Below are 25,937 nucleotides of genomic sequence, written 5' to 3'. Positions count from 1 at the left end.
TTCCCAAATACTTAATCATAAAAAATGCATAACAAAGTCGCATCAAAGGTTAAGCTGTAACTTGTTTGTGGTGTGAATGTATTGATCGATATCAATAACCTGCACATTGTCACTGTCTTGAAAATGATCGAAGTCAAAAAAACGGCGTAACAAATATTTGACGAATATAAGATAATAAACCTTTTATAAAATAAATATTATTATCATAAATACAAGGCAGTGCGAGTGAAAGAACAGGATGAAAGAGTTTGCTTCTCTGAGACGAACAGTCTTATTTCGACCACAACACCAGAAAGCCATATCACTTATTGTAATGAAGATTTTTATCAAGTTTCTGGTTATAACCAAGAAGAGCTTCTTGGACAACCTCATAATATAATTCGACATCAAGATATGCCCAAGCCCGCCTTTGCTCAACTTTGGGATTATGTTCAGTCAGGTAATAATTGGATGGGGTTGGTGAAAAATAAGTGTAAAGGGCAAGGGTACTATTGGGTGTCGGCTTTTGTGACGCCGATACATAACCCTGACGGAAGTGTCCACGAATACCAATCGGTTAGAACTCAACCCAGTGAGGAGCAAATTGAGCGAGGGAAGCTACTGTACCAATCGATGCGAGAAGGTAAAGCCAAAGTACAGCGATTTAGTTGGTTAAAAGTGTCCTATGCGCTACTCGGCTTGCAAGCATTGTTTGTGGTGATGTTAGCTTTTGGTCTTGTCGCTTTGCCTACATTGAGTGTTTTGCTCGGACTTACGCTTATCGGTCAGATTGTTTGCGCTCTGGCGTTTCGCCTGCGCCTATCTCATCTACACACCGTCGTTAAAGCGGATTATCACAATCCAATTATGGAAAAACCGTATACCGGATATTGTGATGATTTATCGCCTATTGAAATTGCTATGCAGATGAAACGCGCAGAACTGCGAGCGGTAACTGCTCGTGCCAGTGAAACCGCTTCTGATATGTTGAACTCTGCCAAGCAAGAATGGAGTAACCGACAAAGCATCGATCAGGAATTGGGCGAACAAGAGAAAGCAACGGATGCGATGGCGGTATCTGCAGAAGAAATGTTGGAATCCATTGATGAGGTCGCCAATCAAGCAAAGCAAAGCGCCGAATTTGCCTTAAGCGCACAAAATCAAGCGCAACGTGGGGCGATACAGGTCGAAGCCGCAGCACAAACCGTACACCAACTCAGCCAACACCTGAATGGATCTAAAGTTGCGTTGACGCAACTGTATAATGACGTAGATGGTATTGAAGCTATTCTTTTAATGATCCAAGGGATCGCTGAGCAGACCAATCTATTGGCCTTGAACGCGGCGATTGAGGCGGCTAGAGCGGGTCAGCAAGGGAGAGGGTTTGCGGTCGTCGCTGATGAAGTACGGGCGCTCTCTGGGAAAACGAGTGCATCGGTGGAAGAGATACGAGCTCGGATTGACACGTTACAAAAAACGGTGAATCAAACGGGCCAGTTGATGGAAGAGGGACTCCATGCGTCGAAAGCCTGTGTCGACCAGTCCCAGCAAAGTAAAGCATCCTTTGAAGCTATTGTGAACGATTTGGTCTCAATTAATGCTCAAAGCACTCGTACCTCTCAAGTCATCGAAGAGCAGGTTGCGGTTACTCAAAGGATCAATCGCCACGTAGTGTGCGTAAAACAAGGTATCAATGAAACTCGCGAACTCTCTTCCAAGTCCGTTGAGCGTTCTGAGTCGTTAGCCTTAAACCTGACTAGTTTAAAACGGCTCGTCGATCAATTTATCCACTAGAAACGTGTTATTGCCGTCATACCTTCCTAGGGGGAGGTATGTGACATCAACGAGATTTATCGACATTTAACTATGAATCAAGGTGCGCATTTTATTTGATTGTTGAATCTCATCGCCAACTCACGTATATATTCTAATAGACCCTATGGAATGGTATTAAAGTTCATGAGGTTAGACTTATGAGGTATGGATAAATGTCAAGGCTCAAGGACGATTTATGGCTAAGAACATAGAAATGACGCCACCTCCGGATTTGCGCGGGACATTGACTCTTTCATTGTTGGGGGAGGTTATCAAAGAGAAGCGAACGCAAAATCGTCTCACGCAGTCTGAAGCTGCTTTTCTCGCAGGCCTCTCAAAGCAGACATATAGAAAAATAGAGCAAGGTCGATCAGATATGCAAATGAAATCACTGATGAAGGTGATTTCGGTATTGGGGATCAATATATCGATACGCCCTTAGCCATTTCGCCGTAAACCCTAGCCCGATTAGGGCAGTGAGAAGTCACTAAAAGATAGGTATCATGTCGGAGGCTGAAAATAACAGTTATGATAAGAAATCTGAGTATCAATAATGGTCTGAAGTTCGCTTGATCTTTGAAGGGACTACTTAAGGCTAACGTGTGTATTTTTAGGTATTCACAACTTCTTGCCATAAATAAGCTGGCTTTATATTTGTGAATGTTCTCTCGTTGAGAAAAGCTCTTTCCCTTTGAAATCGAATGCCTTGAGATGTAAGCCTAAACAAGAAGCGAAGATGCGGTACGTTGGAATGCGTTACAACAAACATGGAAAATACCGTTCCTTTTCTCTATATTATAAAGTTAGTCTCATAATAAGTATCAAGATAATGCCAGCCGATTTGAACGTTATTGCCGAATTCGAAAAAAAGATTGCAGAACTCGAGAAAGAGAATACTGAGCTCAAACGCAGCAATGCCCGCCAGCAAGAAAAGTTGAATGCCGCACTCGACAGTAATGGATTGTGTCTATGGGAGCATCATATTCCATCAGGAAAGCTCACTATCTTTAATACGGGTTGGGGGAAAATGCTCGGCTACCAACCGAACGAGCTGGCTGCGACGTTTGAAACTTGGAAAAATAACTTACACCCTGATGATTATCAGCAGGCCATGAAAGCTTTTGAAGATCACCTGTCAGGGAAGAATGATTTATATGAAGTTGTTTACCGCATGACTCATAAAGATGGTAGTGATAACTATGTGTATGACAGAGGTCGCGTTGTTGAGTTTGATACCCATGGAGCACCGCTTAGAATGATGGGTACGCACATCGATATCACGCAAGAAAAACGCTTTGAACAGCAACTGGCTGCCTTGGCCTCTACCGATAGGTTGACAGGGCTACTTAATAGGCAAGCTATCGAACAACGTTTTTGTGAAATGAAAGGCGCAGATAAGTTAGCCCGAGCGGCGATGCTCTTTATTGATATCGATAACTTTAAAGCGGTCAATGATACTTTAGGCCATCAGAAGGGCGATCAGTTGCTGAGTTTTATTGCTCAGCGTTTGGTCACGCTAGCCTCAGATGCAGCTTCGCAAGCTTCTGATTTAGCTAAACCATCCTCTGAACCGGCGCAAATCGGGCGGATTGGTGGAGATGAGTTTGTCATTTTGTTTCCCGATGTGGAACCAGATCAAGTCACGCATTTTTGTGAAGAGTTGTTGCGAAAGGGTGTACCAGAAAGCAATCGAATGCTGACGAACGTCGCCATAGGAATGAGTATTGGTGTGTGCTTCTTTAACCAAGGGGAGCATCACTTTGACGACGTGTACCAGCAATCTGATTTGGCCATGTATCACATTAAGAAAAACGGCAAAAATGGGGTGAAGACTCTGCATATTTGACTAGAAGGGCACTGCATTCTGAATACTGCTTTGGAAGCCTTGTTGGACACAACTCTATGAATCTTTAACAATACGCGACTTGTGCGTTAGCTTGATAGAGGCAATGTATCAATATTACTAGTGGCTATGTGTCAAGGTTGCTAGCAGTGACCACTTTGTTCTTCCCTTGCGACTTTGCTTGGTACAAGAATTTATCGGCGAGAGAAACAAGATGCTTAATCAGCTGATTTGCTTTCAGAACCTGATCTTCGTTTTGGGACTTATCTGCGTGTAAGATATCCTCTTGGCAAACACTGACCCCGATACTGACGGTACGTTGAACGTTCTCTTCTGCGGTTGAGTAGACAAAAGATTCACAGCGTTGGCGAAGCTCTTCAGCAAGTTCAATGGCTTGAGAAAGGTGCAAATTGGACAAGAAAATAACAAATTCCTCACCGCCCCAGCGCCCCGTCACACCCTGGTTTAATACAACTTGTTTACATAAGTTGGCGATGTTGCGGAGCATGGCATCACCCGTTAAGTGGCCATGTTGATCATTGACGGATTTAAAGTCATCGACATCAAGCAGCATACAAACCAGTGTATTTTGTTGGTGAGCTTGTGCTTCTACCCAGTGATAGATGGCATCTCGGTTGAGAAGGCCTGTCAGTGAATCGTGTGACGCTTTATAAGCCAGTTCTTTTTCGAGTTCAACTCGGTCTGTAATGTCTTCAATCACGGCTTGGACAGCCATCTCACCATCCCACTCAATGGCATTATCATAGACGCTAAAGTAACGTTCTTTACCATCAAAGCAGGTATTTTTAATTACACTATGTGCTCCGGGGATACTGCTAGAAATCAAGTCTTGATAGCGAGCTCTGGCCTCTTCTTTTTGATCATCGGATATCAAGTCCAATAAATCGACGTTCTCTAAGGCGAAATCAATAGAAGGGGCTTTCATCAAGTCCACCCATGCCTGGTTGACCATAATGGGCTTGAAATTGCGATGCACACTGATGCCCTGAAATGACGACAGGACTAAGCGTTGATATTGACGTTTATTATGCTCTAACTGCTTCAGTGCTTGTTCTTGGACAGACAAATCTATCAAGGTGACTTGAAGTGCGGCTTCGCCTTTCCATTCTATGACATGGTCGATAGTGAAGGCTGTAAACTCACGCCCAAAACGGTCGCGATTAGTAAAGGTGCGTCCACGAGGGGGAGTACGTCTATCGACCTGTTGATAATAGTTGTCCTTTGCACTTTGATGGTGGTCTGGGGCAAGAAGATCAAGGATAGAATCAATGCTCGACATTAATTCTTGCGCAGATTCGTAACCAAAAATATGCGCATAATTGTCATCTGCATGTACCAGATGAAAGTCTTTTAATATTACGATCCCATAAGTTGAATCGATGGTTAGCGTTGTCATGATACCCCTAATAATTAAACGGTAAGGGTCGAGATAGCGCCATAATCATAGTCGTTGGGCCTTTATGCTTTGTGGCTTCAAGGGTTGGATATGGCTGTCGGCTTTTATCACGTACAGCAAGAAAGCTTTTGTTTGAGGTTTTTCTCATCATAAAGCGCACTGGATGATTCCCCCTTGACGAACCGGATCTCTTTTAACTGTACTACCGTGAGAGGAGGGCTCAAGTGATACCCTTGAACTTGCCCACAGTTCAACGTTTGCAGAATCGCTAACTGTTGAGCTGAATTAACCCCTTCCGCGACTACATGAATACCCAAACCGTTAGCGATATCAATAATACCAGACGCGATCACTTTTACACGATGGTCTGTTTCTATTGTTTCAATGTAACTGCGATCGAGTTTGATTTCATCTACATTTAATTGGTTTAAAACGCCAAATGAGGTGTAGCCCACACCAAAGTCATCAATAGAGAAAGAGACACCATATTGTTTCAAAGCTTGAATGATAACCGTGCATTGTCCTATGTCTTTTAAAATTGCCGTTTCGGTAATTTCGAGACAGAGTACGTTGGCAAATTCTGGGTCGCTTTTTAGAAACTCTATGATGTAGTTCATATCGTCAATACTCGTAAGCTCAACTGCAGATATGTTAACCGAGACGCTGGCAAGCCCTTTATTTAATAAATCATGCACTCTGAGTTGATGTGCGGCTTTCTCAAGTATCAAGGCGGTCAAATTACGGCATAAGAGGTGTTTCTCTGCGAGTGTAATAAAAGTCTCGGGAGAAACGATACCATATCGGTCATGTGTCCAGCGGGAAAGTACTTCTACACCAACGGCGTACTGTTGATTAATGTGATATTTGGGTTGAAATACGATCTCTATTTTTTTCTCATTAATCGCTTTGCTCAGTTCTCGAGCCATCTCTTGGTATTGTTCTGCGATTTTAATACGCTTTGGATCATAGTATTCCGTATGTTTACTTTTTTTCTTTGCTTCACTCAGCGCATCGATTGCTGATGTCATGAGCGTTTCGGCATTGATGCCATCAAAACGGTGTTGGGCAACCCCAATGCAGCAGGTCGTATTGATATTATGGCGTAGTGCACAATGACGGAAATGACGGTGTATTTGAGCGATGTAATTTGGAGTTTGGTTCGTATGGGACAATTTACTTAAGCAAGCGATACTATCGGAATGCCAATGATAACAAAGTGGCCGTTCATCTAGATGTGTGGTCGGTAATCTTGAAATGTCGTTTAAAAAAAACTGCGTTTTCTTTGAGCCGATACGGTTAGCGATCGTGTGAAAATTATCAATATCAATCAAAAATAGAACATAGTGATCGTTGGGTTGAGATTTGTGTAGCCGTTTATTTGCGCGTTTAAAAAAGGAAGGTGATTTACCGAATTTTATGAGGTGATCCAAATGACTCATTATTCTCAACATGGAAGAGCTCGATTTGACTAATCTCCACACTAGAATGAGTGCAATCATGATAGAAAGGGAACTCATGATTGATTGAAAAGATATATGATTTTCTAGAAATTCTAACATTTGTCGGGAGCGCTCTAAACTTTAGCAATGCTGGGAAGCTGCTGAGTAAAAAAATAGATTGGATTGTCTTTTGGTTCATCGCCCACGATGAAATATCAGTAACAGTAAAAAACATAAGTGACATGTGGCATAATGTATCACTGTGTTGAATGATAATCTAGTTTTGTTTGTTTTTTTTTGTATGTATTGAGGTGGAGGATCAATGTGCTCCTAGTTACTAATCATATGAATATATTGAAAAATATACTTTTTATTAGACTTTTAAAAATTGCATTCTTTGCTCAGCAACGATTAATATTTAGGGTATGTTTTGAGTTGAGGCTTGGTGTATTAACCTTTTTTAAAAAGGGAAAAGCGAACAGGGAAAATGTTTAAAATTGGATAAGGGGGGGCTGGTTCTGTATATTGGTTTCTTTTTCAGGTGGTATCTATTGAGTTGGTTATACCAAGCATAATGAATGGTCATTTCATATATTATGTGCTTAATGATGATGACAATAGCACCTGCTATTGGGTCTCTTCCTTATTGAGGGAATTCCAAATTCTTTGAGGAATAGGCTGAAAACCATAGACTTTAATGTTAATGTTGCGCAAAATATAGCGGTAAGAAATGGATAAAAACAATGTTAGAAAAGGTTAATTTGAGAAAGTTAATTCTAGTCTTGTGTGTATTTTCTGCAATGGTTACTTTATTAAACGCTTTCTATTCACTCTATCAAGTGCAACGAGATATTATCATCAATACGACACTGGAGTCGAACCGAGTGTATGCGAAAAAGATGGCGGAAATGACGGATGTTTTTCTTGATTCTGCGATGACACAACTCCAATACAGTGCAAAAGCTCTATCCGATGTTACGAATGATAAGCGTGCGTTGACAGAAGAAACGAAACGACTCAAAAACCAAACTAAGTTGTTTAATTCCGTTGTCGTTGTCAATTCTGATGGCGTGATTACGGCGGTCTCTCCTGAGACAGTGAAGGTGAAAGGAATTAAATTGACGAGTGAAAACTCACTTCAATCTTTAAAGGCCCAAGCTCCTTTGGTGACCGACCCTTTCGTATCCCCCGCCGGCAATTATCTTATTAGTCTGTCGTACCCTATTTTTTCGAATCAGGGAAAGTATCTCGGCTACATCAGTGGCACTATTTATCTAGAAGCAGCGAATATATTAGCGAAGTTGTTGAATGAACATAGCTACGTGGATGGTTCTTACCTTTATGTTGTCGATCGTCATGGAACGTTGATTTATCATCCCAATGAGTCAAGGATCGGTCAAATAATCACAAACAACCGCGCAATTAATACCGTGTCAAAAGGCGAAAGTGGCAGTCTAGATATTGTGAACTCTTTGGGTATTCAAATGTTGGCAGGGTTCGCCCCGGTCTCGCAGGCTGGTTGGGGAGTGGTTGCGCAGAAATCGAAGCAAAGCACCCTACTTATGGTTAATCAACAGATGAGAGAAGTGTTTATCACCACGATTCCTGTTGGGGTGCTGACGTTAATGTTTATTTGGGTCTTTTCTAGCTTTATCTCTAAACCGTTAAAACAATTAGCGATGGCAGCGAAAGGTACCGATAATAATTTAAGTACGGTCAATAATGTTAAGCAAGTTAATTCTTGGTATTTTGAAGCATCACAACTGAAACACAGTTTTCTAAAAGCCTTTGGGATAGCGTCTGAAACGATTGATATACTTCATACGGCAAGCTTAACGGATTCGATGACGGGGTTGTTCAATCGGAGAGGATTAGATAAAGCTGTTGAGCAATTACAGCATCAAGCGACTCCGTTTTCTATTCTTGCATTGGATATTGACTTCTTTAAATCAGTTAATGATAACTTTGGTCATGATATCGGTGATGATTTATTAAGAAGTTTTTCTCAATTGATGAAAGAGCACTCTAGAGAGGCTGATTTACTGTTCCGTTCTGGTGGGGAAGAATTTATTATTTTTTTAATCAATACAGATGTGCAGACTGCTTTTAGGTTGGCAGAACGGTTACGTGAGAGGGTCGAGTTATATGACTTTGCTAATGTAGGAGGAGTGACGGTTTCTGTTGGTGTTGCTTTCTGGGACGGCGGGGATCAACCAATTCACTCGATTTTAAAAGAAGCCGATAAAGCCTTATATCGCGCAAAAAATAACGGCAGAAACCGCTCTGAGCTTTTTATTGCTGATGAATAAACTTCAGAACATGGTTCTATAAATAAGAAGAAGAATTGCTTGAAAGGCTTGATGCATTGGAAAATTATACCTAGAGTAACTTAAAGGTATATTGAGTTTTGTGAAAAGTGCAACGGGAAAAGTAGCCACAGTAAGGTCAATGCTGGCGGTGATATTCACTTCATAAATGGACCCTATGTCGTACACAAAGATATGTAAGGAAGCATATGACTTTCATTGATTTAGACATAAAAACGTTAAGTGTTGTCTTTGTAATTTACGCATTTATTTTCAGTTTAGGCTTGTTCTTACTTCAATCTGTTCAAAAAAAAGTATCGGGGCTTTCGTGGTTCTCATTGTCGATACTTGTCATCGGACTTGGTTCAGTAATGTTGAGTGTCAAAGGGGAGGTCCCTGACTTTATCGGCATTATCATGTCTAATTTAACCATTGCGTATGGCTTCCACTTGATACTGTATAGTTTGGTCACTTTTCGTGGTTATACGTACCGAGTACTCCATTATAACCGGATGATACTGCTCGCGGTGTTCATCGGTTTTCTCTACTTTACTTATTATGAACCCTCACTTAAAAATCGTGTCATTGTCATTAGTCTTTATTTAGCTGTAGTTACAGCGTTCTCTGTCTTGGTCATCGTCAAGGGTAAATTAGATGATCTCTCTTTAGCTTTAAATATGCTGGCATTATCCTTTGCTGGTTATAGCCTGTTTATGTTTTATAGGGCTGCATACGTTTATACAGCACCTAATGCTTTAAATGGCTTTAACCAGAATCATTATATAAACGATTATGCTTATGTTTTTAGTATTACCCTTATTGTTTCTGTTTCCTTTTCAATGTTGTGGCTAATTAATGCAAGGCTCGTAAACAGTCTTAGAAGCCTTTCTCAACAAGACCCGCTCACGAGATTACAAAACCGCCGAGCGTTAGACAAAGCTGTAAAATACTTTCAAGAGCGCAAAGAGTACAGATTTGTAGGTTTAGTGTTATTGGATATTGATAACTTTAAACAAGTAAACGATCAGTTTGGACACTTAACCGGTGATAAAGTGATTAAGCAACTAGCGATAACTATCAAGAGCGTGATTAGTGCCCCCACTTGTGCTTACCGGTTAGGGGGGGATGAAATCCTTATTTTGCTACCTAATTCAACTCTTAATCAAGCGGTTTTAATTTCAGAAAAAATACGTCTAGCTATCACTCAGATCAGAATTGAACGAGAACCTTCATTACGAATAACGTCGAGTTTCGGGGTCAGTTTACTAACCGAGCATGAAAAGTGGGAAGATTGTATAAATAGAGCGGATAAGGCTCTATATCAAGCAAAACTACAAGGGCGTAATAGCATCGTAGTTAAGGATGGCAAGAAATACGGACAGGATAAAGAAGAGGCGTCCAGTCACTTTAAGTACGACACTATCGAGTGATAACTCGAAGTATTAAGATAAGAAATCGTATAATTGAATTTATAAGGGAAGTTGTTCGGAATACTGCCATTTCTATTCCTCTATTAGAGTATGCAGTAATGATTATTTTTAGTTCGACATTCGGTATAATAAGTAATTAACAAAGACTAAGCGAAGAGTGTAAATAGAGTATTTACATTTAGCTAGATACAAGTTAGCGTCAGGGGTATTCGATATCATTATGCACTCTGTGCAATAGGTTAAGGATGCTTACTTACATAAAGAAGTCATCAACCGCTTTATCTTGGCTTCATTGGCTCGTTCTCGCCTGCTCTCTAATCTTAACTATTGCTGCATGGCAAATTACTCGGTACCAAACCCATCAAAAATCTCTAGTCCAATTTGATTTTCAAGTGAGTCAATTACTTGAGCTTGTTCAAGATAGGATGAGCAAATATGAAGAAGCATTGACCGCGGGTGTAGCAGCAATCCATATGTTTTCGGCCCCGGTTAATCGAGAGAGCTGGAAAACGTTTGCTAGTCAGTTTGATATATCATCCCACTTTCCAGGAGTGAGCGGGATAGGTGTGATTCATTACGTCCCTCAGAAAAAAGTGGCGAGTTATCTTACTTGGCAACAACAAAGCTTTCCTTCGTATGACATGCACCCAATTCGTATCGCCAAAGATTATTGGCCTATTACGTACATTGAACCAGAAGAAGAGAACCGAGCGGCGGTTGGTCTGGATATGGCCCATGAAAATAATCGATATGCGGCCGCAAGGTTAGCTAGAACAAAGGGGACCTCTCAAATTACAGGCCCAATCATCTTGGTTCAAGACTTTAAGCAAACACCTGGTTTCCTTTTTTATGTTCCATGGTTCGATAAGAGAACAGTCCCACAATATTATGGTGATGAAAGCGATGGTTTTTTGGGGTTAGTTTATGCCCCTTTTATTGTTCAAAATTTAATGAACGGTACGCTTGAGGATGTTAATCGTCTTATCAATTTCAGTATCCATGATGACAATATTCCACTCTATGATGAGCTTACACATTCTCGTGAAGCCCTGAACCATCAACCGATGTTTGATGAACAGTTGGAAGTCAATATGTATGGGAGAAGGTGGCTCTTTGATTTTCAATCTTCGCCTTTATTTGAAGCTCAGCAGCATAGTAATCAACCAACATTGATTCTGATGTTCGGCCTACTCGTTAATGTCATGCTATTTGCTATTCTTATGATACTGCGTAATGGGGAAGAGAAAGCACAAGGCTATGCGAGAAAGTTAAGTCGAGATTTGCAAGAGCGAACAGATAGCCTAGAAAAAGCCTCAGAAAACTTAGCAATAAGAAATCTTGCTTTAGAAAGAGCGAATAGAGACCTCGATCAGTTTGCTTACGTCGCATCGCACGATCTGAAGGCGCCTCTGAGAGGGATCTCGCAATTGGTATCATGGATCAATGAAGACATTGAAGAGCATCTGACCCCTGAAACAAAGGATTATAGTCGCCTTTTGCAGGGTCGAGTTGTTAGGTTGGAGCGATTGCTCGATGACTTATTGTCGTATTTTAGAGTTGGTAGAAAAAAGAATGAGATTCAAGAGTTTTCTTTAGCGAGCAATGTCCAAGAGACATTCGAGTTATTGAATACGAATAATAAAGCGACGCTTATCTGTGACGATAGCATTGGTCCATTTCGTACGTTGGTCGTCCCGCTAGATTTGATATTGCGAAATTTGATTTCCAACGCGATTAAACACCACGATAAAGAACACGCCAATATTAAGGTTTCTGGTGTTTATCAAGGAGATCATTACAAGTTCTGTGTCGAAGATGATGGGCCTGGAATTCCCACTGAACTCTATGACAAGGTGTTTGAGTTATTCCACACACTACAACCTCGCGATAGCGTCGAAGGAAGTGGTATGGGCTTGTCTATCATCAAAAAAACCTTGGAGCTTTACGGCTGCCATTTCGAATTACACTCTAATTCACAAGGTGGGTGCTCTTTTTGTTTTACCTGGCCCACAGAAGAGCTGTTAGGAAAAAAGGAGATCATATGAATCATAATTATATGAAAACTGTCAGTATTCTTTTAGTTGAGGATGATGATATTGATGCCATTGGAATTCAACGCTCATTGAAATCATTCAACTTGCTTAATCCAATACATCGAACTCGTGATGGATTAGAAGCATTAGAAGCGCTCAAAAACGGTGCCGTAACTCGGCCTTTTATTGTTCTTTTGGATTTAAACATGCCGCGAATGAATGGTATGGAGTTTTTGTCTGCCATTCGGTCAGACGCGAATTTGAGTGACATCGTGGTTTTTGTACTCACGACTTCTCAACTTGATGAAGAGATCTCTGCAGCCTATAAGAAAAATATTGCAGGTTACATTGTAAAATCTTCATCCAACCAAGATTACAAACAACTTATTCGTTTTCTCGAAAATTACTGGAACATTGTTGAGTTACCAAAATGTTAAAGCCAAGGGGGCTCAAATGAAGGTATTGATCATTGATGATGATCAAATAGACACCCTGTCTATTGTCAGAACATTAAAAAATACAGATCTGCCTCTAGCGGCTATTGAGACAGCCGATACCGGTGTTAAAGGTCTGGAGTTGGCTTTGCAGCAGCAATTTGATGTTATTTTACTGGATTACCAACTTCCACCAACTGACGGATTTGAACTGTTAATCGAGCTACGCGCAAAAAATGATTTTTCTACATCGATTGTTATGTTGAGCCACAATGACGATGAAGAGATCGCTCTAAAGTGCATTGAGTCAGGCGCTCAAGATTTCATTATGAAAAGTGAGGTCACGGCGGTACGATTGAGACGAGCGATTGTTATTGCGTCTGAACGCCATCAGCTTGAGCAGCAAGTGCTGGAAACACATACTGAGCTAAAGCGATTAGCAGAGTGTGATAGCTTAACGGGTCTGAATAATCGCCACTTCTTTGAAGAGCGTTTAACCAAAAAACTGCTTTCTTCAGCAAAAGAGAATTCTTCGTTTGTCTTAATGTTGATCGATGTTGATAAATTTAAAGATGTCAATGATCGCCACGGACATGTCTTAGGAGATGGCGCACTCAAAGAGGTGGCCAGCAAGCTTAAGCGCTGCGTAGGATACAATGATATTTTATGTCGATTGGGGGGGGACGAGTTTGCGCTTTTATTCCCTCTCGGAAACAATAAACAATACGTCCAAAAAATGGTCAACCGATTACTGTCTGAATTTAGCTCGCCGATGTGTGTGGACGGGGAGTTATTAGATTTAACGGTTAGTGTGGGTATTGCAAGTTTTCCAGAATGTGCATCGAACTCTATTGAGTTACGAAAGTGCGCTGATATTGCGTTGTATCGTGCTAAGGATAAGGGAAGAAATCAGGCACAGTTTTATTCAAAAGCATTCCATGATCAGATGAATCGCCGCGCCGAACTTGAAAGGCACTTGAAGCGAGCCCTTGTAAAAAATGAGATGGAACTTTATTACCAACCTCAATTTAATACGGATATGAAGCTAATAGGGGCTGAGGCTTTGCTGCGATGGAAGCATCCGAAGTTAGGAATGGTTCCGCCAGACATCTTCATTCCTGTTGCAGAAGAAACTGGGATGATTGTCGATATCGGTTTTTGGGTCATTGAAACGGCTCTGAAACAGTTACAATCTTGGTTGAGTGACAAAATGTTGAGAGAGGATTTTACATTAGCGATTAACTTATCCCCAAGTCAGTTAACCGACCGCTTCTTAGCAAAAAAAGTTAAAAACCTTCTTAATCTTTATGAAATTCCAGCTTCAAATGTGGAGTTTGAAATTACCGAAAGTAATCTTATTTCTGGCGAGTGGGCATCTGAAGCTTTGCAAAAAATCAGTGATTTAGGCGTAAAAGTCGCGGTGGATGATTTTGGAACCGGTTACTCCTCACTGTCTCATTTGAAGGATTACACGATTGATGTGATCAAAATTGACCGTTCTTTTGTTGAGCGCATTGAACTGACTAAACCAAGGCAACTTTTTACGGCGATTTGTGCTTTCTCACACAGTTTAGAGTACGAAACGGTAGCCGAAGGGATAGAAACCGGTACTCACGATGCGATATGTAAAGAGGTAGGAGTGACACGTTTACAGGGTTATTATTACTCTAAACCGTTACCTGTAACAACGTTTGAGAGTCAATACTTTTACGCTTCGTGAGCGAAGGAATAGGTTAAAGTTGTTGAGTCACCTCCAAAGGGTTGATTAAAAGCATATTGTGCTGAGAGCGTATTTTCGTTTCTTGTTTGTGAGTGGCTGACTCAATATTGAGGAGAAAGAAAAGAAACTCATCAAATGATGCTTTTTTTCATCTCAGTTCGGGTTGCTAGAAACGTTTCTTGATCTTCCACTACAGTTTTGACTGTAAACTGTAGTAAAATTACGCTAATTTGTTTTTATACCGATTTATTTTGAATTGAACGAGGTCAGTCCTATGTCAGCTAAGAAGCCAATGGCTCTAGTGATCCTTGACGGTTACGGTTACCGTGAAGACAACCAAGACAACGCTATCGCAAACGCTAATACGCCAGTATTAGACGGTCTTATTGCTAACCAACCTAACACGCTAATCTCGGCTTCTGGCTTAGATGTAGGCCTACCAGATGGTCAAATGGGTAACTCTGAAGTGGGTCACACCAACATCGGTGCGGGTCGCGTGGTATACCAAGATTTAACGCGTATTACTAAATCAATCGCAGACGGTGAATTCGGTCAAACTGAAACACTCGTGAATGCTATCGATAAAGCAGTAAAAGCGGAGAAAGCAGTTCACATCATGGGCCTTATGTCTCCAGGTGGCGTTCACTCTCACGAAGATCACATCTACGCAGCCGTTGAAATGGCAGCAGAACGTGGCGCAGAGAAAATCTACCTACACGCATTCCTAGACGGCCGTGATACGCCGCCACGTAGCGCAGAAAACACATTGGCTCGCTTCCAAGAGTTGTTCGCTAAGCTAGGTAAAGGCCGTGTGGCTTCGCTTATTGGTCGTTACTACGCAATGGACCGTGATAACAACTGGGATCGCGTTCAAGAATCTTACGACCTACTGACTCAAGCAAAAGCGGAGTTCACATTCGACACGGCGGTTGCTGGCCTAGAAGCGGCTTACGCTCGTGACGAAAACGATGAGTTCGTGAAAGCGACGGAAATCAAAGCGGAAGGCGAAGAGTCTGCAGCTATTGTTGATGGCGATGCGGTTATCTTCATGAACTACCGTGCCGACCGTGCGCGTGAAATCACACGTGCATTCGTACCTAACTTCGACGGTTTTGAGCGTAGCGTATTCCCAACAATCGACTTTGTGATGCTGACTCAATACGCAGCAGACATCCCACTGCTTTGTGCATTCCCACCGGCTTCTCTAGAGAACACTTACGGTGAATGGCTATCGAAAGAAGGCAAAACGCAGCTACGTATCTCTGAAACAGAGAAATACGCGCACGTGACGTTCTTCTTCAACGGCGGTAAAGAAGACGAGTTTGAAGGCGAAGAGCGTCAGCTTGTTGCTTCTCCAAAAGTAGCGACTTACGACCTACAGCCAGAAATGAGCGCACCAGAGCTAACTGAAAAGCTTGTTGCAGCAATCAAAGGCGGCAAATACGACGCTATCGTTTGTAACTTCCCTAACTGTGACATGGTTGGCCACACTGGCGTTTACGATGCAGCGGTTAAAGCGGTAGAGTCGCTAGACGAATGTCTGGGTAAAGTAGTTGAAGCAATCAAAGAAGCCGATGGCCAACTGCTTATCACTGCTGACCACGGTAACGCGGAAATGATGGTAAACCCAGAAACGGGCGGCATCCACACGGCGCACACTAACCTACCTGTTCCACTTATCTATGTGGGTAGCAAAGACGTTGAGTTCAAAGAAGGCGGTAAGCTGTCTGATCTTGCACCAACGATGCTTTCTCTGTCTGGTATTGATATCCCAGCAGAAATGTCTGGTGACGTGATCGTTAAATAGTCAGTAGTTAAATAGGTGTTTGTCTCAGCGGCTCACGTTGAGCTTTAACGATTTTGAAAGCCCGCACTTCAAAAGTGCGGGCTTTTCTATAGATGCGAGTAAACGGGATTCGAAGAGCTTGAAGGGCCAGTATTGGGTTAGAAAAACATGCAGGATATACAAGTAGGGGATAACAGAAGGGCACGACCTTAAAAAAGACGAAAAGAACAGCCTTGATAAATATCGAAAGGGTGACATTGCTTGAATGATTAGGTAGCTTAAGACTCATACTATACTTATCTTTTACCTTATCTCTAGGCTGTTTATATGAACTCAAACCCAGACCGCTGGAAGCAACGACTGCAAAACTTAATGAAAGCGCAGCAAAGGCTTGAGAGAGCATGCTCACAAGATAGCTACAATGAGTTAGAGCTCGCTGGGTTAGTACAAACTTTTGAATTTTCTTTTGAGCTGACATGGAAGACCCTTAAAGACTTACTTGAGTTTGAAGGGTTTGATGTGGCTTCGCCGAGGAGCGTTTTTCGTACCGCCTTAGAAGCTAAGCACCTATCTTCGGAGCAGTGTGAGATCATGCTTGAAGCACTCATAAAACGAAATTTATTGTCTCACACCTATGATGAGAAAAATGTCCTTGAAGCTCAATCACTGATCTTAGAGTCATTTTCACCAGTGATAGGACAAGTCACACTCTATTTAACATTGAAATGTGACCAAGAGGCTAAATGTGCTCAAGAGGGGCAATGCGAACAAGAGGTTAAATGTGATCGATAGTTATTTGGTTAAACCAGACTCTGTAGGCCTTAAGCCTCATCAGTATCAGCTGATTGAGGATATTGTTTTGAATCATGCCTTAGTCATTCATGCCTGGGTATTCGGTTCTAGAGCCCTTGGAACTTATAAAGATAACTCCGACATCGATATTGTTATCGAGGGGGATGGGATTTCGTTAAGTGTCGTCGCAGGCTTGCAAGATCGTTTAGAACAATCGTCACTTCCCTTCAAGGTTGACTTGCTCGTTAAACATAGAATTACATCGAATGAGCTACTTGCCCATATTGATACTTATGGAATTAAACTCAAATAATCGAGCGTATTTTTGTTAGCGTACCGATGATGTTGATTATTCAACCGATCGTTTACGCTTTGCCAGTTTATCTCGAATCTGAGAGTTGGAATTTACTCGGCCATGTTTTTCATCATCAATAGAAAACGACAATAGTTTCATTAGCGCTATCGCTTCATCTCTACGCTTTCGATCTACAACCGAACGCTCAAAGTCCAACAACCATTCTTTGCGGCTCATGCCGCCGGTGTAGCCCGTTAATGTACCGTTCGCTCCAATCACCCGATGGCAGGGGACAACAATGCTAAACGGGTTTTTACCGTTCGCACCACCGACCGCTCTTACGGCTTTCGGGTTATCCATTCTTTTTGCTTGTTCACCGTAGCTGATGGTTTCGCCATAAGGGATACTGGTCAAGGCGTCCCAGGCTTTGCGTTGGAAATCGGTACCTTTGGGTTCTAAAGGTAAGTCAAAGCTGGTGCGTTGGCCTGCAAAGTATTCGTCCAGTTGGCGAGCGGTTTCAAGGCATAACGAGTCGGGGTTTTCAGTCAGCTCTAGTTCGGTATTGAGATGGTCAATTTCAATGATTGCATCGCCATTGCTTATGATGACCATTTTGCCCATTGGCGCGTTGTAGAGTATTTTGTAAGTGGTGTCTTCCATGTCATATTCCTTCTTCTAGTCTTCTAGTCTTCTAGTCTTCTAGTCTTCTAGTCTTCTAGTCTTCTAGTCTTCTAGTCTTCTAGTCTTCTAGTCTTCTAGTCTTTTATCTGCTGTTACTTTAAAGCCTTTCGTATTTCGGTTACTCGCATTCCGCATTGGCTTGAGCTCTAACACGAAGCGCAAAGCAATACCCGGATATACCACCCAGAACATTGCCGAGTGCTAAACCAATAAACAGCCCCTCTACGCCGTCGATTTGGCTGCCTATCCACGCAAAGGGTAAGGTAAACACAAACAGACGCATGAAGCTCCATTGGAAGGCTTTAAGTGGTTGATGCATGGCGTTCATGCCGCTGATCAACATCATCACAATGCCTTGGAACCCATAGCTAAAGGGCACGACTAGCAGGTAATGCCACAATATGCCTCGCACCGACTCTTCTTGAGAGAACAGGGCGGCCAAAGGAATGCTCAGTGGCACCATCATTAAGAAGACCAACCCTTGGAATAATAGGGCAAAGCGCATGCTTAGAAACAGAGCCTTAAAACTGCGCTGAGGGTTGTTTGCACCAAAGTTCTGCGCCATGAAAGGCGTAAGAGCCGAAGTAAGAGACATCAACACAATGATAAGAATGGACTCAATACGCTGCGCTGCGCCATACGCCGCCACGGCTTCAGTCCCTTGCTTGGCCAACATCATCATGATGATAGCGCCAGCAAGTGGGTTCAGAGCGTTAGACAAAGCCGCTGGTGTGCCTATTTTTAGGATTTTTCGCCAGTCACTGACGATGTTTGTCAGCTTAGGAGGCGCAAGCAGTTTTTCTCGCACCATCAATACGTAGAGTGAGCCACACAAAGCACCAAACCAACTGAAACCACTGGCAATCGCAGCGCCTTGAATCCCCAGTTCAGGAAAAGGCCCATACCCGAAGATGAGTAGCGGATCTAAAACGCCATTGATAAGGCCAGCCAGTAGCATGATCTTGGCGGGCGTTTTTGTATCACCGGTCGCTCGAATCGCGCTGTTGCCTGCCATGGGAATGACCAACAATGGGATCGCGAGATACCACACCGACATGTATTCCGATATCAGCGGCAGCAACTCTTGCTTTGCCCCTAACAGGGTAAACATAGGCTCTAAGGCGATAATGCCTAGCGTAGACGCGCAGCCGACCAGAAGCAGAGCCAGCAATAAGCCATGACAGGTAAAGCGTGCTGCATTTTGTGCGCTGCCTTGGCCAAGCAATCGACCGATACATGTCGATAAGCCAATACCAATCCCCATGGTGATGCAGTTGATGGCAAAGGTGACTGGAAAGGTAAAACTCACCGCTGCTAAGGCTTGAGTTCCCAGCAATGAGATAAAGAAAGTGTCGACGAGGTTAAACATCAAGATCGCCACCATACCGAATATGGTCGGTATGGTCATGGTACGCAATGTACTCTCAATAGGGGCGGTTAATAGCCCGTGTTTATCTTGCATGTAAAACGCCGATTGAAACTAAAACCGTAGGATAAACAGATGCGGGATACGAGTAAACGAAAAGCAGGGAAAGATGAGGGGTGAGAATCTGCACTTTAGCTCACAATTTTTTCGTTCCCCCCTTGGGATTCATCACATTGTCCCCAACATATTGTTTGACCCACGCTAATCGTGGCAACTATCAAAATTTAAATGGAAATTATCAGGAGATAAGACCGATGAATATCCGTCCTCTACATGACCGAGTTATCGTTGAGCGCCAAGAAGTTGAATCTAAATCTGCTGGTGGCATCGTTCTAACTGGTTCTGCCGCAGAAAAATCGACTCGCGGTATCATTCTAGCTGTTGGCAAAGGCCGCATTCTAGAAAACGGTTCAGTGCAACCGTTGGACGTAAAAGTTGGCGATACCGTTATCTTTGCTGAAGGTTACGGCACGAAAACTGAAAAAATTGACGGCAAAGAAGTTCTGATCATGTCTGAAAACGACATCATGGCGATCGTCGAGTAACTCGTACTCCGACCTAATCAGACGGCTTCGTTTTAAAATCATGGTGCTTGGCTATATATCGTGATTCTGTCATTCCTGGAAGGGAATATAGATCAAGCCGATTGGTGACCGGAGAGCTTCACTGAAGGCTGATTCGGTATGACAAAAATGAAGCGCTAACCATAACAAAGAATTTGAAAGGAAATTAAGATGGCTGCTAAAGACGTTAAATTTGGTAATGACGCACGTATTAAAATGCTAGAAGGTGTAAACGTTCTGGCTGACGCAGTAAAAGTAACACTAGGTCCTAAAGGCCGTAACGTTGTTCTAGACAAATCATTTGGCGCACCGACTATCACTAAAGATGGTGTTTCAGTTGCACGTGAAATCGAACTTGAAGACAAGTTCCAAAACATGGGCGCACAAATGGTTAAAGAAGTGGCTTCGCAAGCGAATGACGCGGCGGGCGACGGAACAACAACAGCAACAGTATTGGCTCAGTCGATTATCGCTGAAGGCCTAAAAGCGGTTGCTGCGGGTATGAACCCAATGGATCTTAAACGCGGTATCGACAAAGCAGTTATCGCGGCTGTTGAAGAGCTGAAGAACCTTTCTGTTCCATGTGCAGATACGAAAGCTATCGCGCAAGTAGGTACTATCTCTGCAAACTCTGACGCTACAGTGGGTAACATCATTGCTGAAGCGATGGAAAAAGTAGGCCGTGATGGCGTTATCACTGTTGAAGAAGGTCAGGCTCTACAAGACGAGCTAGACGTAGTTGAAGGTATGCAGTTCGACCGCGGTTACCTATCTCCTTACTTCATCAACAACCAAGAAGCGGGTTCTGTTGATCTAGAAAGCCCATTCATTCTTCTTATCGACAAGAAAATTTCGAACATTCGTGAGCTTCTTCCGACTCTAGAAGCAGTAGCAAAAGCATCTCGTCCACTTCTTATCATCGCTGAAGATGTAGAAGGCGAAGCGCTAGCAACTCTTGTTGTGAACAACATGCGTGGCATCGTGAAAGTAGCGGCTGTTAAAGCGCCTGGTTTCGGTGACCGTCGTAAGTCTATGCTACAAGATATCGCTATCCTAACGGGCGGTACGGTTATCTCTGAAGAGATTGGCCTAGACCTAGAGAAAGTAACGCTAGAAGACCTAGGTCAAGCTAAGCGTGTAACTATCACTAAAGAAAACTCAACCATCATCGATGGCGCGGGCGAAGAAACAATGATCCAAGGTCGTGTTTCTCAAATCCGTCAACAAATCGAAGATGCAACGTCTGACTATGACAAAGAGAAACTTCAAGAGCGCGTAGCTAAGCTAGCTGGCGGTGTTGCAGTAATCAAAGTGGGCGCTGCAACTGAAGTTGAGATGAAAGAGAAGAAAGACCGCGTTGAAGATGCACTTCACGCAACTCGCGCTGCCGTTGAAGAAGGTGTGGTTGCTGGTGGTGGTGTTGCACTTATCCGCGCTGCATCTAAAGTTGCTGGCCTTGAAGGCGACAACGAAGAGCAAAACGTCGGTATCCGTGTTGCACTACGTGCAATGGAATCGCCTATCCGTCAAATCACGAAGAACGCAGGTGATGAAGAATCTGTTGTTGCTAACAACGTTCGTGCTGGCGAAGGTAACTACGGTTACAACGCGGCGACTGGCGAATACGGCGACATGATTGCAATGGGTATCCTAGATCCAACTAAGGTAACTCGCTCTGCACTTCAGTTCGCAGCATCAGTTGCTGGTCTTATGATCACAACAGAAGCGATGATCACTGACAAACCTCAAGATTCAGCTCCTGCAATGCCTGATATGGGTGGCATGGGCGGTATGGGTGGTATGGGCGGCATGATGTAACCGCTTTCCATTAAATAAAACTCATATAAGAAAATGAGAGAAGGCTACCGTGTTGACACTAATGTTGACCCCTACGGTAGCCTTTTTGTTTGTGCTAGGTATGTATCTTTATTCATTCAACTTAAGAGCTATTGCTCTTGTAACTCTATACGTGGATTATTTTTTAGGGGTAATGCTGTGCGGTCGGTATTAATAGGTAAGGCTCAGCCCCATGATACAGCTTCAGTATGTACATGGTTAAACGTTTCTCCTTGGTGTTCTCGTAGACTTTGGCGTCCGCACGATGTCTTTTATGTGGGGTCAATGACGGTTGCGGATTTTGAGGTGGAGCCACGGCCAGATACTGACAAGTAAAACACCCGCTAGGATCAGAAGCGCCCCCCAAATAAAGCCGTTGTGCGCTTGTTCATCCAGAAGAAAAATACTCGCTATTACACCAATCACTGGTGTCATGAATGATAAAACCCCTAGTTGTGAGGCTTTGTATTTTCGGATAAGGCTAAACCATGCCATGTAACTGGCAAAGCTAACAAATAAAACCTGGAACAACATGTTGATTGATGCGTTGAAATTGAGTGAAAAGTGCAGCTGACCGGTAATGGCTGCATAACTGAGCAATAGCACACCTGCCCCACCAAGCTGAAAGAATAGTGTATGTTCTGTTGAAGCCAGCCCTAATCGAGTACAACGAACCACTACGGTTGTCGCCCCCCAGAGCAAGCCAGCGAACAGCGCCATAATGTCGCCAATTAACATATCTCTTAGATTGCTGTTGGCTTCATCTCGCGAGAAAAATGCGACGGCAATACCACAGAAAGCGATACCGATACCGAACCACTGCATTTTGGCTAGGGTTTCGTGTTTGTTGAATAATTGCAGGCCAATAGCAGCAAAAATAGGTGCGGTATATAGGAATACGGTCATATGAGAGGCGCTAGTATACCTCAAGCCTTCTGCTACAAATAAAAACTCTAACGCAAAAAGTGCGCCCACAACGACACCCGACAAGAGGTAGTCCTTAGATTGTTTCAGCGAATTCTTTTTTAAGGTCATCATTAACCACACCATTAGTGCGGCGAGGAAAGAGCGTCCCCCAATTTGTAATACAGGTGCGATTTGGTCGGCAATTGACTTAATGGCTGCTTGCTGTACTCCCCAAATAAAACAAATCATAAACATGGATAAACTAGCAGTAACATCGACATTAAGTCTTGAGTCGTTCATTAATACCTTCCTTGATAATTACAGTACTATTGTGGTCGCCGCCCAAAGGTAGGCTGAGTTGTTGAGGTGCCTAAATATGTTGCTCAATAGGAGGCAATTATCAGGCATATTGATGTCGCGTAACTTAAACTGCCCAAAAGAATGGTTTTAGGGGAGCGATTTAAGAGAAAGAGGGCTGTAGTCGAAGTCCAATAACCAACATAAAGGTCTGCTCTCTTAGGCTATTTTTTCAGATTAGGCAGTAAGGAGCAAGCAAGCTTTAAGTGAGTGATTGGTAAGTATGTATTGGTTCTCATGATCTGTTTGTATTATAGTTTGAATCTAGATACTCACTACTATATAGATGTGAGTGATGCAAAGCGCAGTCTCGCACTCGACGTTAATCAGTATAAAAAGAGATCATATGTTGGATAATTTATCAAAACTCACTATTAAAGCGAGGCTGGCTATTGGGTTTGGCACGACGCTTTTTCTTATGATGCTTTTAACAGTATTAGGTATTCAAAAAGTTAACTTCATCGATGAGACTTTGACGGAAATTACCGATGTAAACTCACTTAAGCAGCGTTATGCTATTAACTACCGTGGCAGTGTTCATGATCGCGCGATTACTATTCGTGATATTGCGGTAGCTAGGACCTCTCAAGAGATTTCTCTTCTAGAGCAAGAAGTTAAGCAGCTCGAAGCTTTTTATCGTGAATCTGAAGCTCAAATGAACCAAATGCGTTCGCAAGGTGAGGTGTTTACGGCCGATGAACAGCGTATTCTTGCGAAAATCGATAAGGTACAACAATACACCTTACCCTTGGTTGATGAGATTATTAGGGATAAGAAGTCCGGTACTGTAATGACCGATTCTATCCTTGATTCAGCCCGACCTGCTTTTATTCAATGGCTTGCTGCCATCAATGAATTTATTGATTATCAAGAAGAACAAAGCCAAAAGTTAACCTCTGAGGCTAGAATTGTTGCGGGTGACTTTCAACAGTTGATGCTATTGCTGACTGCGATTGCATTGACGATGTCGTTATTCGTCGGCTTTATTATTGAACGCAGTTTCAGAGCTTCTTTGGGTGGTGAACCATGGGAGATTTCTGAAATGATCAAGAAAATCTCTGAAGGTAATTTATCCCAACGCTTTATCAAACCAGAAGAGGCCGTTGGCATCTATCACTCGTTAATTATCCTTAATGATAAGGTGAGTACTGTCATTAAAAGCAGCCGAGGGATTTCAACACAAGTTGCCACGTCAGCTGAGCAGTTGACTGGGGTGATGGTTGATACCGCGAACAATGCTCAACATGAATTGACGCAAGTTGAGGAAATCTCTAATGCGATTAGCGAGTTATCAAGCACATCAAAAGAAGTAACATCAAACGCTGTTCATGCCGAGCAAGAGGCTAAAAAAGCGATTGATAATGTCTTTAAAGGTAACCAAACCTTAGAGGAGTCTATTGAGCTTACCCATAAGATTAATGACTCTGTAAAACAAACCGCCAGTATGATTGTCGATCTTAAAACAAATGCGATGGATATTGGTGAAGTGACGGCCGTGATCAGTACCATTTCTGATCAAACGAATTTGCTGGCCTTGAATGCAGCCATTGAAGCAGCACGAGCGGGTGAATACGGACGTGGTTTTGCCGTTGTTGCTGACGAAGTTCGTAACCTTGCATCTAAGACGCAAGATTCAACGAAGAGTATTCAAGATATTATTACCAAGCTTCAAGCTCAATCAGAAAAAGCCAATGACAACATGATCAGCAATGTTGAGCAGATCCAAGAGTCGGTGACATTGTCAGAAAATGTCCAACAATCATTCAGTCATATTGAACAGTCTGTGCAATCTATTTCTGAAATTAATACGCTAGTGACAAGCACTTCTCAAGAGCAGTTTAGTTTAACTGAGCGTATAGCATTGAATACAAACAATGCCTTTGACCTAGTGAACCAAAATGTATCGGGTATTCATCAAACTCAACAAGCGGCCAAAGAGTTATCTCAACTGGCGGTAGAGCAGAAAAAAGAGCTGGAGTTTTTTAAGGTCTAGAGAAGTTAACTGAAGATCTAAAGAAGGTAACTTAGGATCTAGAAAGCGTAACTGAGAAGATTGCTGTATGCGATACTTAAGTAGACTGCGTGAACTTTCATTGCCCTTTGTTGTTTTTTAGGCCTATATTCAATAGTACAGTTATGACATTGATTTAACATGGATAGCTGTTGAGCAAAGGATAATAAATGCTTGATTGAAAATGGATTAATCAAGTTAACAATAAGTCAGTGGAGACTTCCCAATGAAAAAACTACTTTCGGTACTTGCTGTTTCTGCAGCGGTCATGGCGCCAGCAGCATTTGCTTCTTCGCCTGTTATGTTTTCAACGATCAACGGCTTTAACGCACCAGATTCTGATGCGGTTGGTGGTGTGCGCTTGGCTTTACTTCACGGACAAGTAAACGACCTTAAAGGTGTCGATCTTGCTATTGTTGGTATGTCTGAGACGCAAACGACGACAGGTGTAAACTTGGGTATTTTTGGTGCGCATAAAGTAAACCAAGAAATGACCGGTGCTTCACTGGGTATATTCAACTGGAACCCAGGAAAAACCACAGGTTTGAACTTGGGTGCCGTTAACATCACTAACGATGTGAAAGGCGCGAACGTGAGTTTTGTAAACTACTCGGAAGGTGACACTCTGGTTGATGTTGGTGCCGCAAACCTTTCTGAAGTGTCTACGGTTCAGGTTGGTATCTTCAACAAAACTAAAAAAATCGAGGGCGTACAAGTTGGTCTGATCAACTGTGCTGACAACGGTTTCTTCCCGTGCTTCCCGATTGTGAACTTTGCTAAGTAAACTTGAGAGCTGTCGCTTTATAAATCGGTAAATTCGTAAACCGGCAGCTAAAGGGTTTGCTCCTTGTCTCGGTAAGTGAAGTTT

At 42.6% G+C, this 25,937-nt stretch carries 19 protein-coding genes and 1 pseudogene; 15 read left to right on the top strand and 5 right to left on the bottom strand.

Annotation, left to right across the window (positions count from 1 at the left end; all coding sequences use genetic code 11):
* Positions 1–225: 225 nt before the first annotated feature.
* The 3 genes from OCW38_RS13635 to OCW38_RS13625 all read left to right on the top strand — a co-directional run bounded on the left by OCW38_RS13635 (position 226) and on the right by OCW38_RS13625 (position 3,640).
* Positions 226–1,773 carry a methyl-accepting chemotaxis protein gene (locus OCW38_RS13635; protein ID WP_261894465.1) on the top strand — a complete coding sequence of 516 codons (1,548 nt, stop codon included), beginning with the start codon at positions 226–228 and terminating at the stop codon, positions 1,771–1,773.
* A gap of 217 nt (positions 1,774–1,990) precedes the next feature.
* A complete protein-coding gene (locus tag OCW38_RS13630) occupies positions 1,991–2,236 on the top strand; it encodes a helix-turn-helix domain-containing protein (RefSeq protein ID WP_261894464.1) in 246 nt (81 codons plus the stop codon).
* A gap of 387 nt (positions 2,237–2,623) precedes the next feature.
* Positions 2,624–3,640 carry a sensor domain-containing diguanylate cyclase gene (locus tag OCW38_RS13625; RefSeq protein WP_261895678.1) on the top strand — a complete coding sequence of 339 codons (1,017 nt, stop codon included), beginning with the start codon at positions 2,624–2,626 and terminating at the stop codon, positions 3,638–3,640.
* Between the two features lie 124 nt (positions 3,641–3,764).
* Here the strand turns inward: OCW38_RS13625 and OCW38_RS13620 are convergent, their stop codons facing one another.
* Positions 3,765–5,054, bottom strand: coding sequence for a sensor domain-containing diguanylate cyclase (locus tag OCW38_RS13620; RefSeq protein ID WP_261894462.1), 1,290 nt, complete (start codon positions 5,052–5,054; stop codon positions 3,765–3,767).
* 107 nt (positions 5,055–5,161) lie between these two features.
* The gene (locus OCW38_RS13615) at positions 5,162–6,505 is read right to left on the bottom strand and encodes a GGDEF domain-containing phosphodiesterase (protein WP_261894460.1); all 1,344 of its coding nucleotides are present in this window, start codon (positions 6,503–6,505) and stop codon (positions 5,162–5,164) included.
* Between the two features lie 731 nt (positions 6,506–7,236).
* On the opposite strand from OCW38_RS13615, the gene OCW38_RS13610 reads away from it, so the two are divergent.
* The 8 genes from OCW38_RS13610 to OCW38_RS13575 all read left to right on the top strand — a co-directional run bounded on the left by OCW38_RS13610 (position 7,237) and on the right by OCW38_RS13575 (position 17,307).
* Positions 7,237–8,802: a sensor domain-containing diguanylate cyclase gene (locus OCW38_RS13610; RefSeq protein ID WP_261894458.1), complete on the top strand. Its 1,566-nt coding sequence runs from the start codon at positions 7,237–7,239 to the stop codon at positions 8,800–8,802.
* 206 nt (positions 8,803–9,008) lie between these two features.
* Positions 9,009–10,229, top strand: a complete 1,221-nt coding sequence (locus OCW38_RS13605) for a GGDEF domain-containing protein (RefSeq protein ID WP_261894456.1) — start codon at positions 9,009–9,011, stop codon at positions 10,227–10,229.
* 245 nt (positions 10,230–10,474) lie between these two features.
* Positions 10,475–12,274, top strand: a complete 1,800-nt coding sequence (locus OCW38_RS13600) for a sensor histidine kinase (protein ID WP_315974533.1) — start codon at positions 10,475–10,477, stop codon at positions 12,272–12,274.
* The gene (locus OCW38_RS13595; protein WP_065100547.1) at positions 12,271–12,699 is read left to right on the top strand and encodes a response regulator; all 429 of its coding nucleotides are present in this window, start codon (positions 12,271–12,273) and stop codon (positions 12,697–12,699) included. The genes OCW38_RS13600 and OCW38_RS13595 overlap by 4 nt, the downstream gene beginning before the upstream one ends.
* Positions 12,700–12,715: 16 nt before the next feature.
* Entirely contained in the window at positions 12,716–14,416 is a 1,701-nt protein-coding gene (locus OCW38_RS13590) for a putative bifunctional diguanylate cyclase/phosphodiesterase (protein WP_065100569.1), read from the top strand.
* A gap of 274 nt (positions 14,417–14,690) precedes the next feature.
* Entirely contained in the window at positions 14,691–16,223 is a 1,533-nt protein-coding gene (gpmM, locus tag OCW38_RS13585) for a 2,3-bisphosphoglycerate-independent phosphoglycerate mutase (RefSeq protein WP_261894451.1), read from the top strand.
* Between the two features lie 306 nt (positions 16,224–16,529).
* The gene (locus tag OCW38_RS13580; RefSeq protein ID WP_261894449.1) at positions 16,530–16,994 is read left to right on the top strand and encodes a nucleotidyltransferase substrate binding protein; all 465 of its coding nucleotides are present in this window, start codon (positions 16,530–16,532) and stop codon (positions 16,992–16,994) included.
* Positions 16,984–17,307: a nucleotidyltransferase family protein gene (locus OCW38_RS13575; RefSeq protein ID WP_171387455.1), complete on the top strand. Its 324-nt coding sequence runs from the start codon at positions 16,984–16,986 to the stop codon at positions 17,305–17,307. Before OCW38_RS13580 ends, OCW38_RS13575 begins: the two co-directional genes overlap by 11 nt.
* 171 nt (positions 17,308–17,478) lie before the next feature.
* On the opposite strand, the pseudogene OCW38_RS13570 reads toward OCW38_RS13575, so the two are convergent.
* Positions 17,479–17,949 (bottom strand): annotated as a pseudogene (locus OCW38_RS13570) (methylated-DNA--[protein]-cysteine S-methyltransferase); the annotation flags it as partial.
* A gap of 139 nt (positions 17,950–18,088) precedes the next feature.
* Positions 18,089–19,432, bottom strand: a complete 1,344-nt coding sequence (locus tag OCW38_RS13565) for an MATE family efflux transporter (protein ID WP_171387454.1) — start codon at positions 19,430–19,432, stop codon at positions 18,089–18,091.
* Positions 19,433–19,650: 218 nt separating this feature from the next.
* Here OCW38_RS13565 and OCW38_RS13560 point away from each other — a divergent pair, with 218 nt between their 5' ends.
* Both OCW38_RS13560 and groL read left to right on the top strand, forming a co-directional pair.
* Entirely contained in the window at positions 19,651–19,941 is a 291-nt protein-coding gene (locus tag OCW38_RS13560; RefSeq protein ID WP_010433998.1) for a co-chaperone GroES, read from the top strand.
* Between the two features lie 189 nt (positions 19,942–20,130).
* A complete protein-coding gene (groL, locus tag OCW38_RS13555; RefSeq protein WP_010433999.1) occupies positions 20,131–21,777 on the top strand; it encodes a chaperonin GroEL in 1,647 nt (548 codons plus the stop codon).
* A 300-nt stretch (positions 21,778–22,077) separates the two neighbouring features.
* Here groL and OCW38_RS13550 read toward each other — a convergent pair whose 3' ends face one another.
* Positions 22,078–23,001, bottom strand: a complete 924-nt coding sequence (locus OCW38_RS13550; protein ID WP_065100552.1) for a DMT family transporter — start codon at positions 22,999–23,001, stop codon at positions 22,078–22,080.
* Between the two features lie 403 nt (positions 23,002–23,404).
* Here OCW38_RS13550 and OCW38_RS13545 point away from each other — a divergent pair, with 403 nt between their 5' ends.
* Positions 23,405–25,051: a methyl-accepting chemotaxis protein gene (locus OCW38_RS13545; RefSeq protein ID WP_065100553.1), complete on the top strand. Its 1,647-nt coding sequence runs from the start codon at positions 23,405–23,407 to the stop codon at positions 25,049–25,051.
* 244 nt (positions 25,052–25,295) lie between these two features.
* On the top strand, positions 25,296–25,853 hold the full coding sequence (locus tag OCW38_RS13540; protein WP_016787278.1) for a VC2662 family protein: 558 nt from the start codon (positions 25,296–25,298) through the stop codon (positions 25,851–25,853).
* Positions 25,854–25,937: the final 84 nt, after the last annotated feature.

Origin of the sequence: Vibrio cyclitrophicus (genome assembly GCF_024347435.1) — a bacterium.
GTDB lineage: Bacteria > Pseudomonadota > Gammaproteobacteria > Enterobacterales > Vibrionaceae > Vibrio > Vibrio cyclitrophicus.
This window is presented reverse-complemented; position numbering and strand designations above follow the sequence as displayed.

Coding starts and splice junctions, on each gene's coding strand:
- OCW38_RS13630 (WP_261894464.1), top strand. CDS start 1,991: ATGGCTAAGAACATAGAAATGACGCCACCTCCGGATTTGCGCGGGACA.
- OCW38_RS13625 (WP_261895678.1), top strand. CDS start 2,624: ATGCCAGCCGATTTGAACGTTATTGCCGAATTCGAAAAAAAGATTGCA.
- OCW38_RS13620 (WP_261894462.1), bottom strand. CDS start 5,054: ATGACAACGCTAACCATCGATTCAACTTATGGGATCGTAATATTAAAA.
- OCW38_RS13615 (WP_261894460.1), bottom strand. CDS start 6,505: ATGTTGAGAATAATGAGTCATTTGGATCACCTCATAAAATTCGGTAAA.
- OCW38_RS13610 (WP_261894458.1), top strand. CDS start 7,237: ATGTTAGAAAAGGTTAATTTGAGAAAGTTAATTCTAGTCTTGTGTGTA.
- OCW38_RS13605 (WP_261894456.1), top strand. CDS start 9,009: ATGACTTTCATTGATTTAGACATAAAAACGTTAAGTGTTGTCTTTGTA.
- OCW38_RS13600 (WP_315974533.1), top strand. CDS start 10,475: ATGCTTACTTACATAAAGAAGTCATCAACCGCTTTATCTTGGCTTCAT.
- OCW38_RS13595 (WP_065100547.1), top strand. CDS start 12,271: ATGAATCATAATTATATGAAAACTGTCAGTATTCTTTTAGTTGAGGAT.
- OCW38_RS13590 (WP_065100569.1), top strand. CDS start 12,716: ATGAAGGTATTGATCATTGATGATGATCAAATAGACACCCTGTCTATT.
- gpmM (WP_261894451.1), top strand. CDS start 14,691: ATGTCAGCTAAGAAGCCAATGGCTCTAGTGATCCTTGACGGTTACGGT.
- OCW38_RS13580 (WP_261894449.1), top strand. CDS start 16,530: ATGAACTCAAACCCAGACCGCTGGAAGCAACGACTGCAAAACTTAATG.
- OCW38_RS13565 (WP_171387454.1), bottom strand. CDS start 19,432: ATGCAAGATAAACACGGGCTATTAACCGCCCCTATTGAGAGTACATTG.
- OCW38_RS13560 (WP_010433998.1), top strand. CDS start 19,651: ATGAATATCCGTCCTCTACATGACCGAGTTATCGTTGAGCGCCAAGAA.
- groL (WP_010433999.1), top strand. CDS start 20,131: ATGGCTGCTAAAGACGTTAAATTTGGTAATGACGCACGTATTAAAATG.
- OCW38_RS13550 (WP_065100552.1), bottom strand. CDS start 23,001: ATGAACGACTCAAGACTTAATGTCGATGTTACTGCTAGTTTATCCATG.
- OCW38_RS13545 (WP_065100553.1), top strand. CDS start 23,405: ATGTTGGATAATTTATCAAAACTCACTATTAAAGCGAGGCTGGCTATT.
- OCW38_RS13540 (WP_016787278.1), top strand. CDS start 25,296: ATGAAAAAACTACTTTCGGTACTTGCTGTTTCTGCAGCGGTCATGGCG.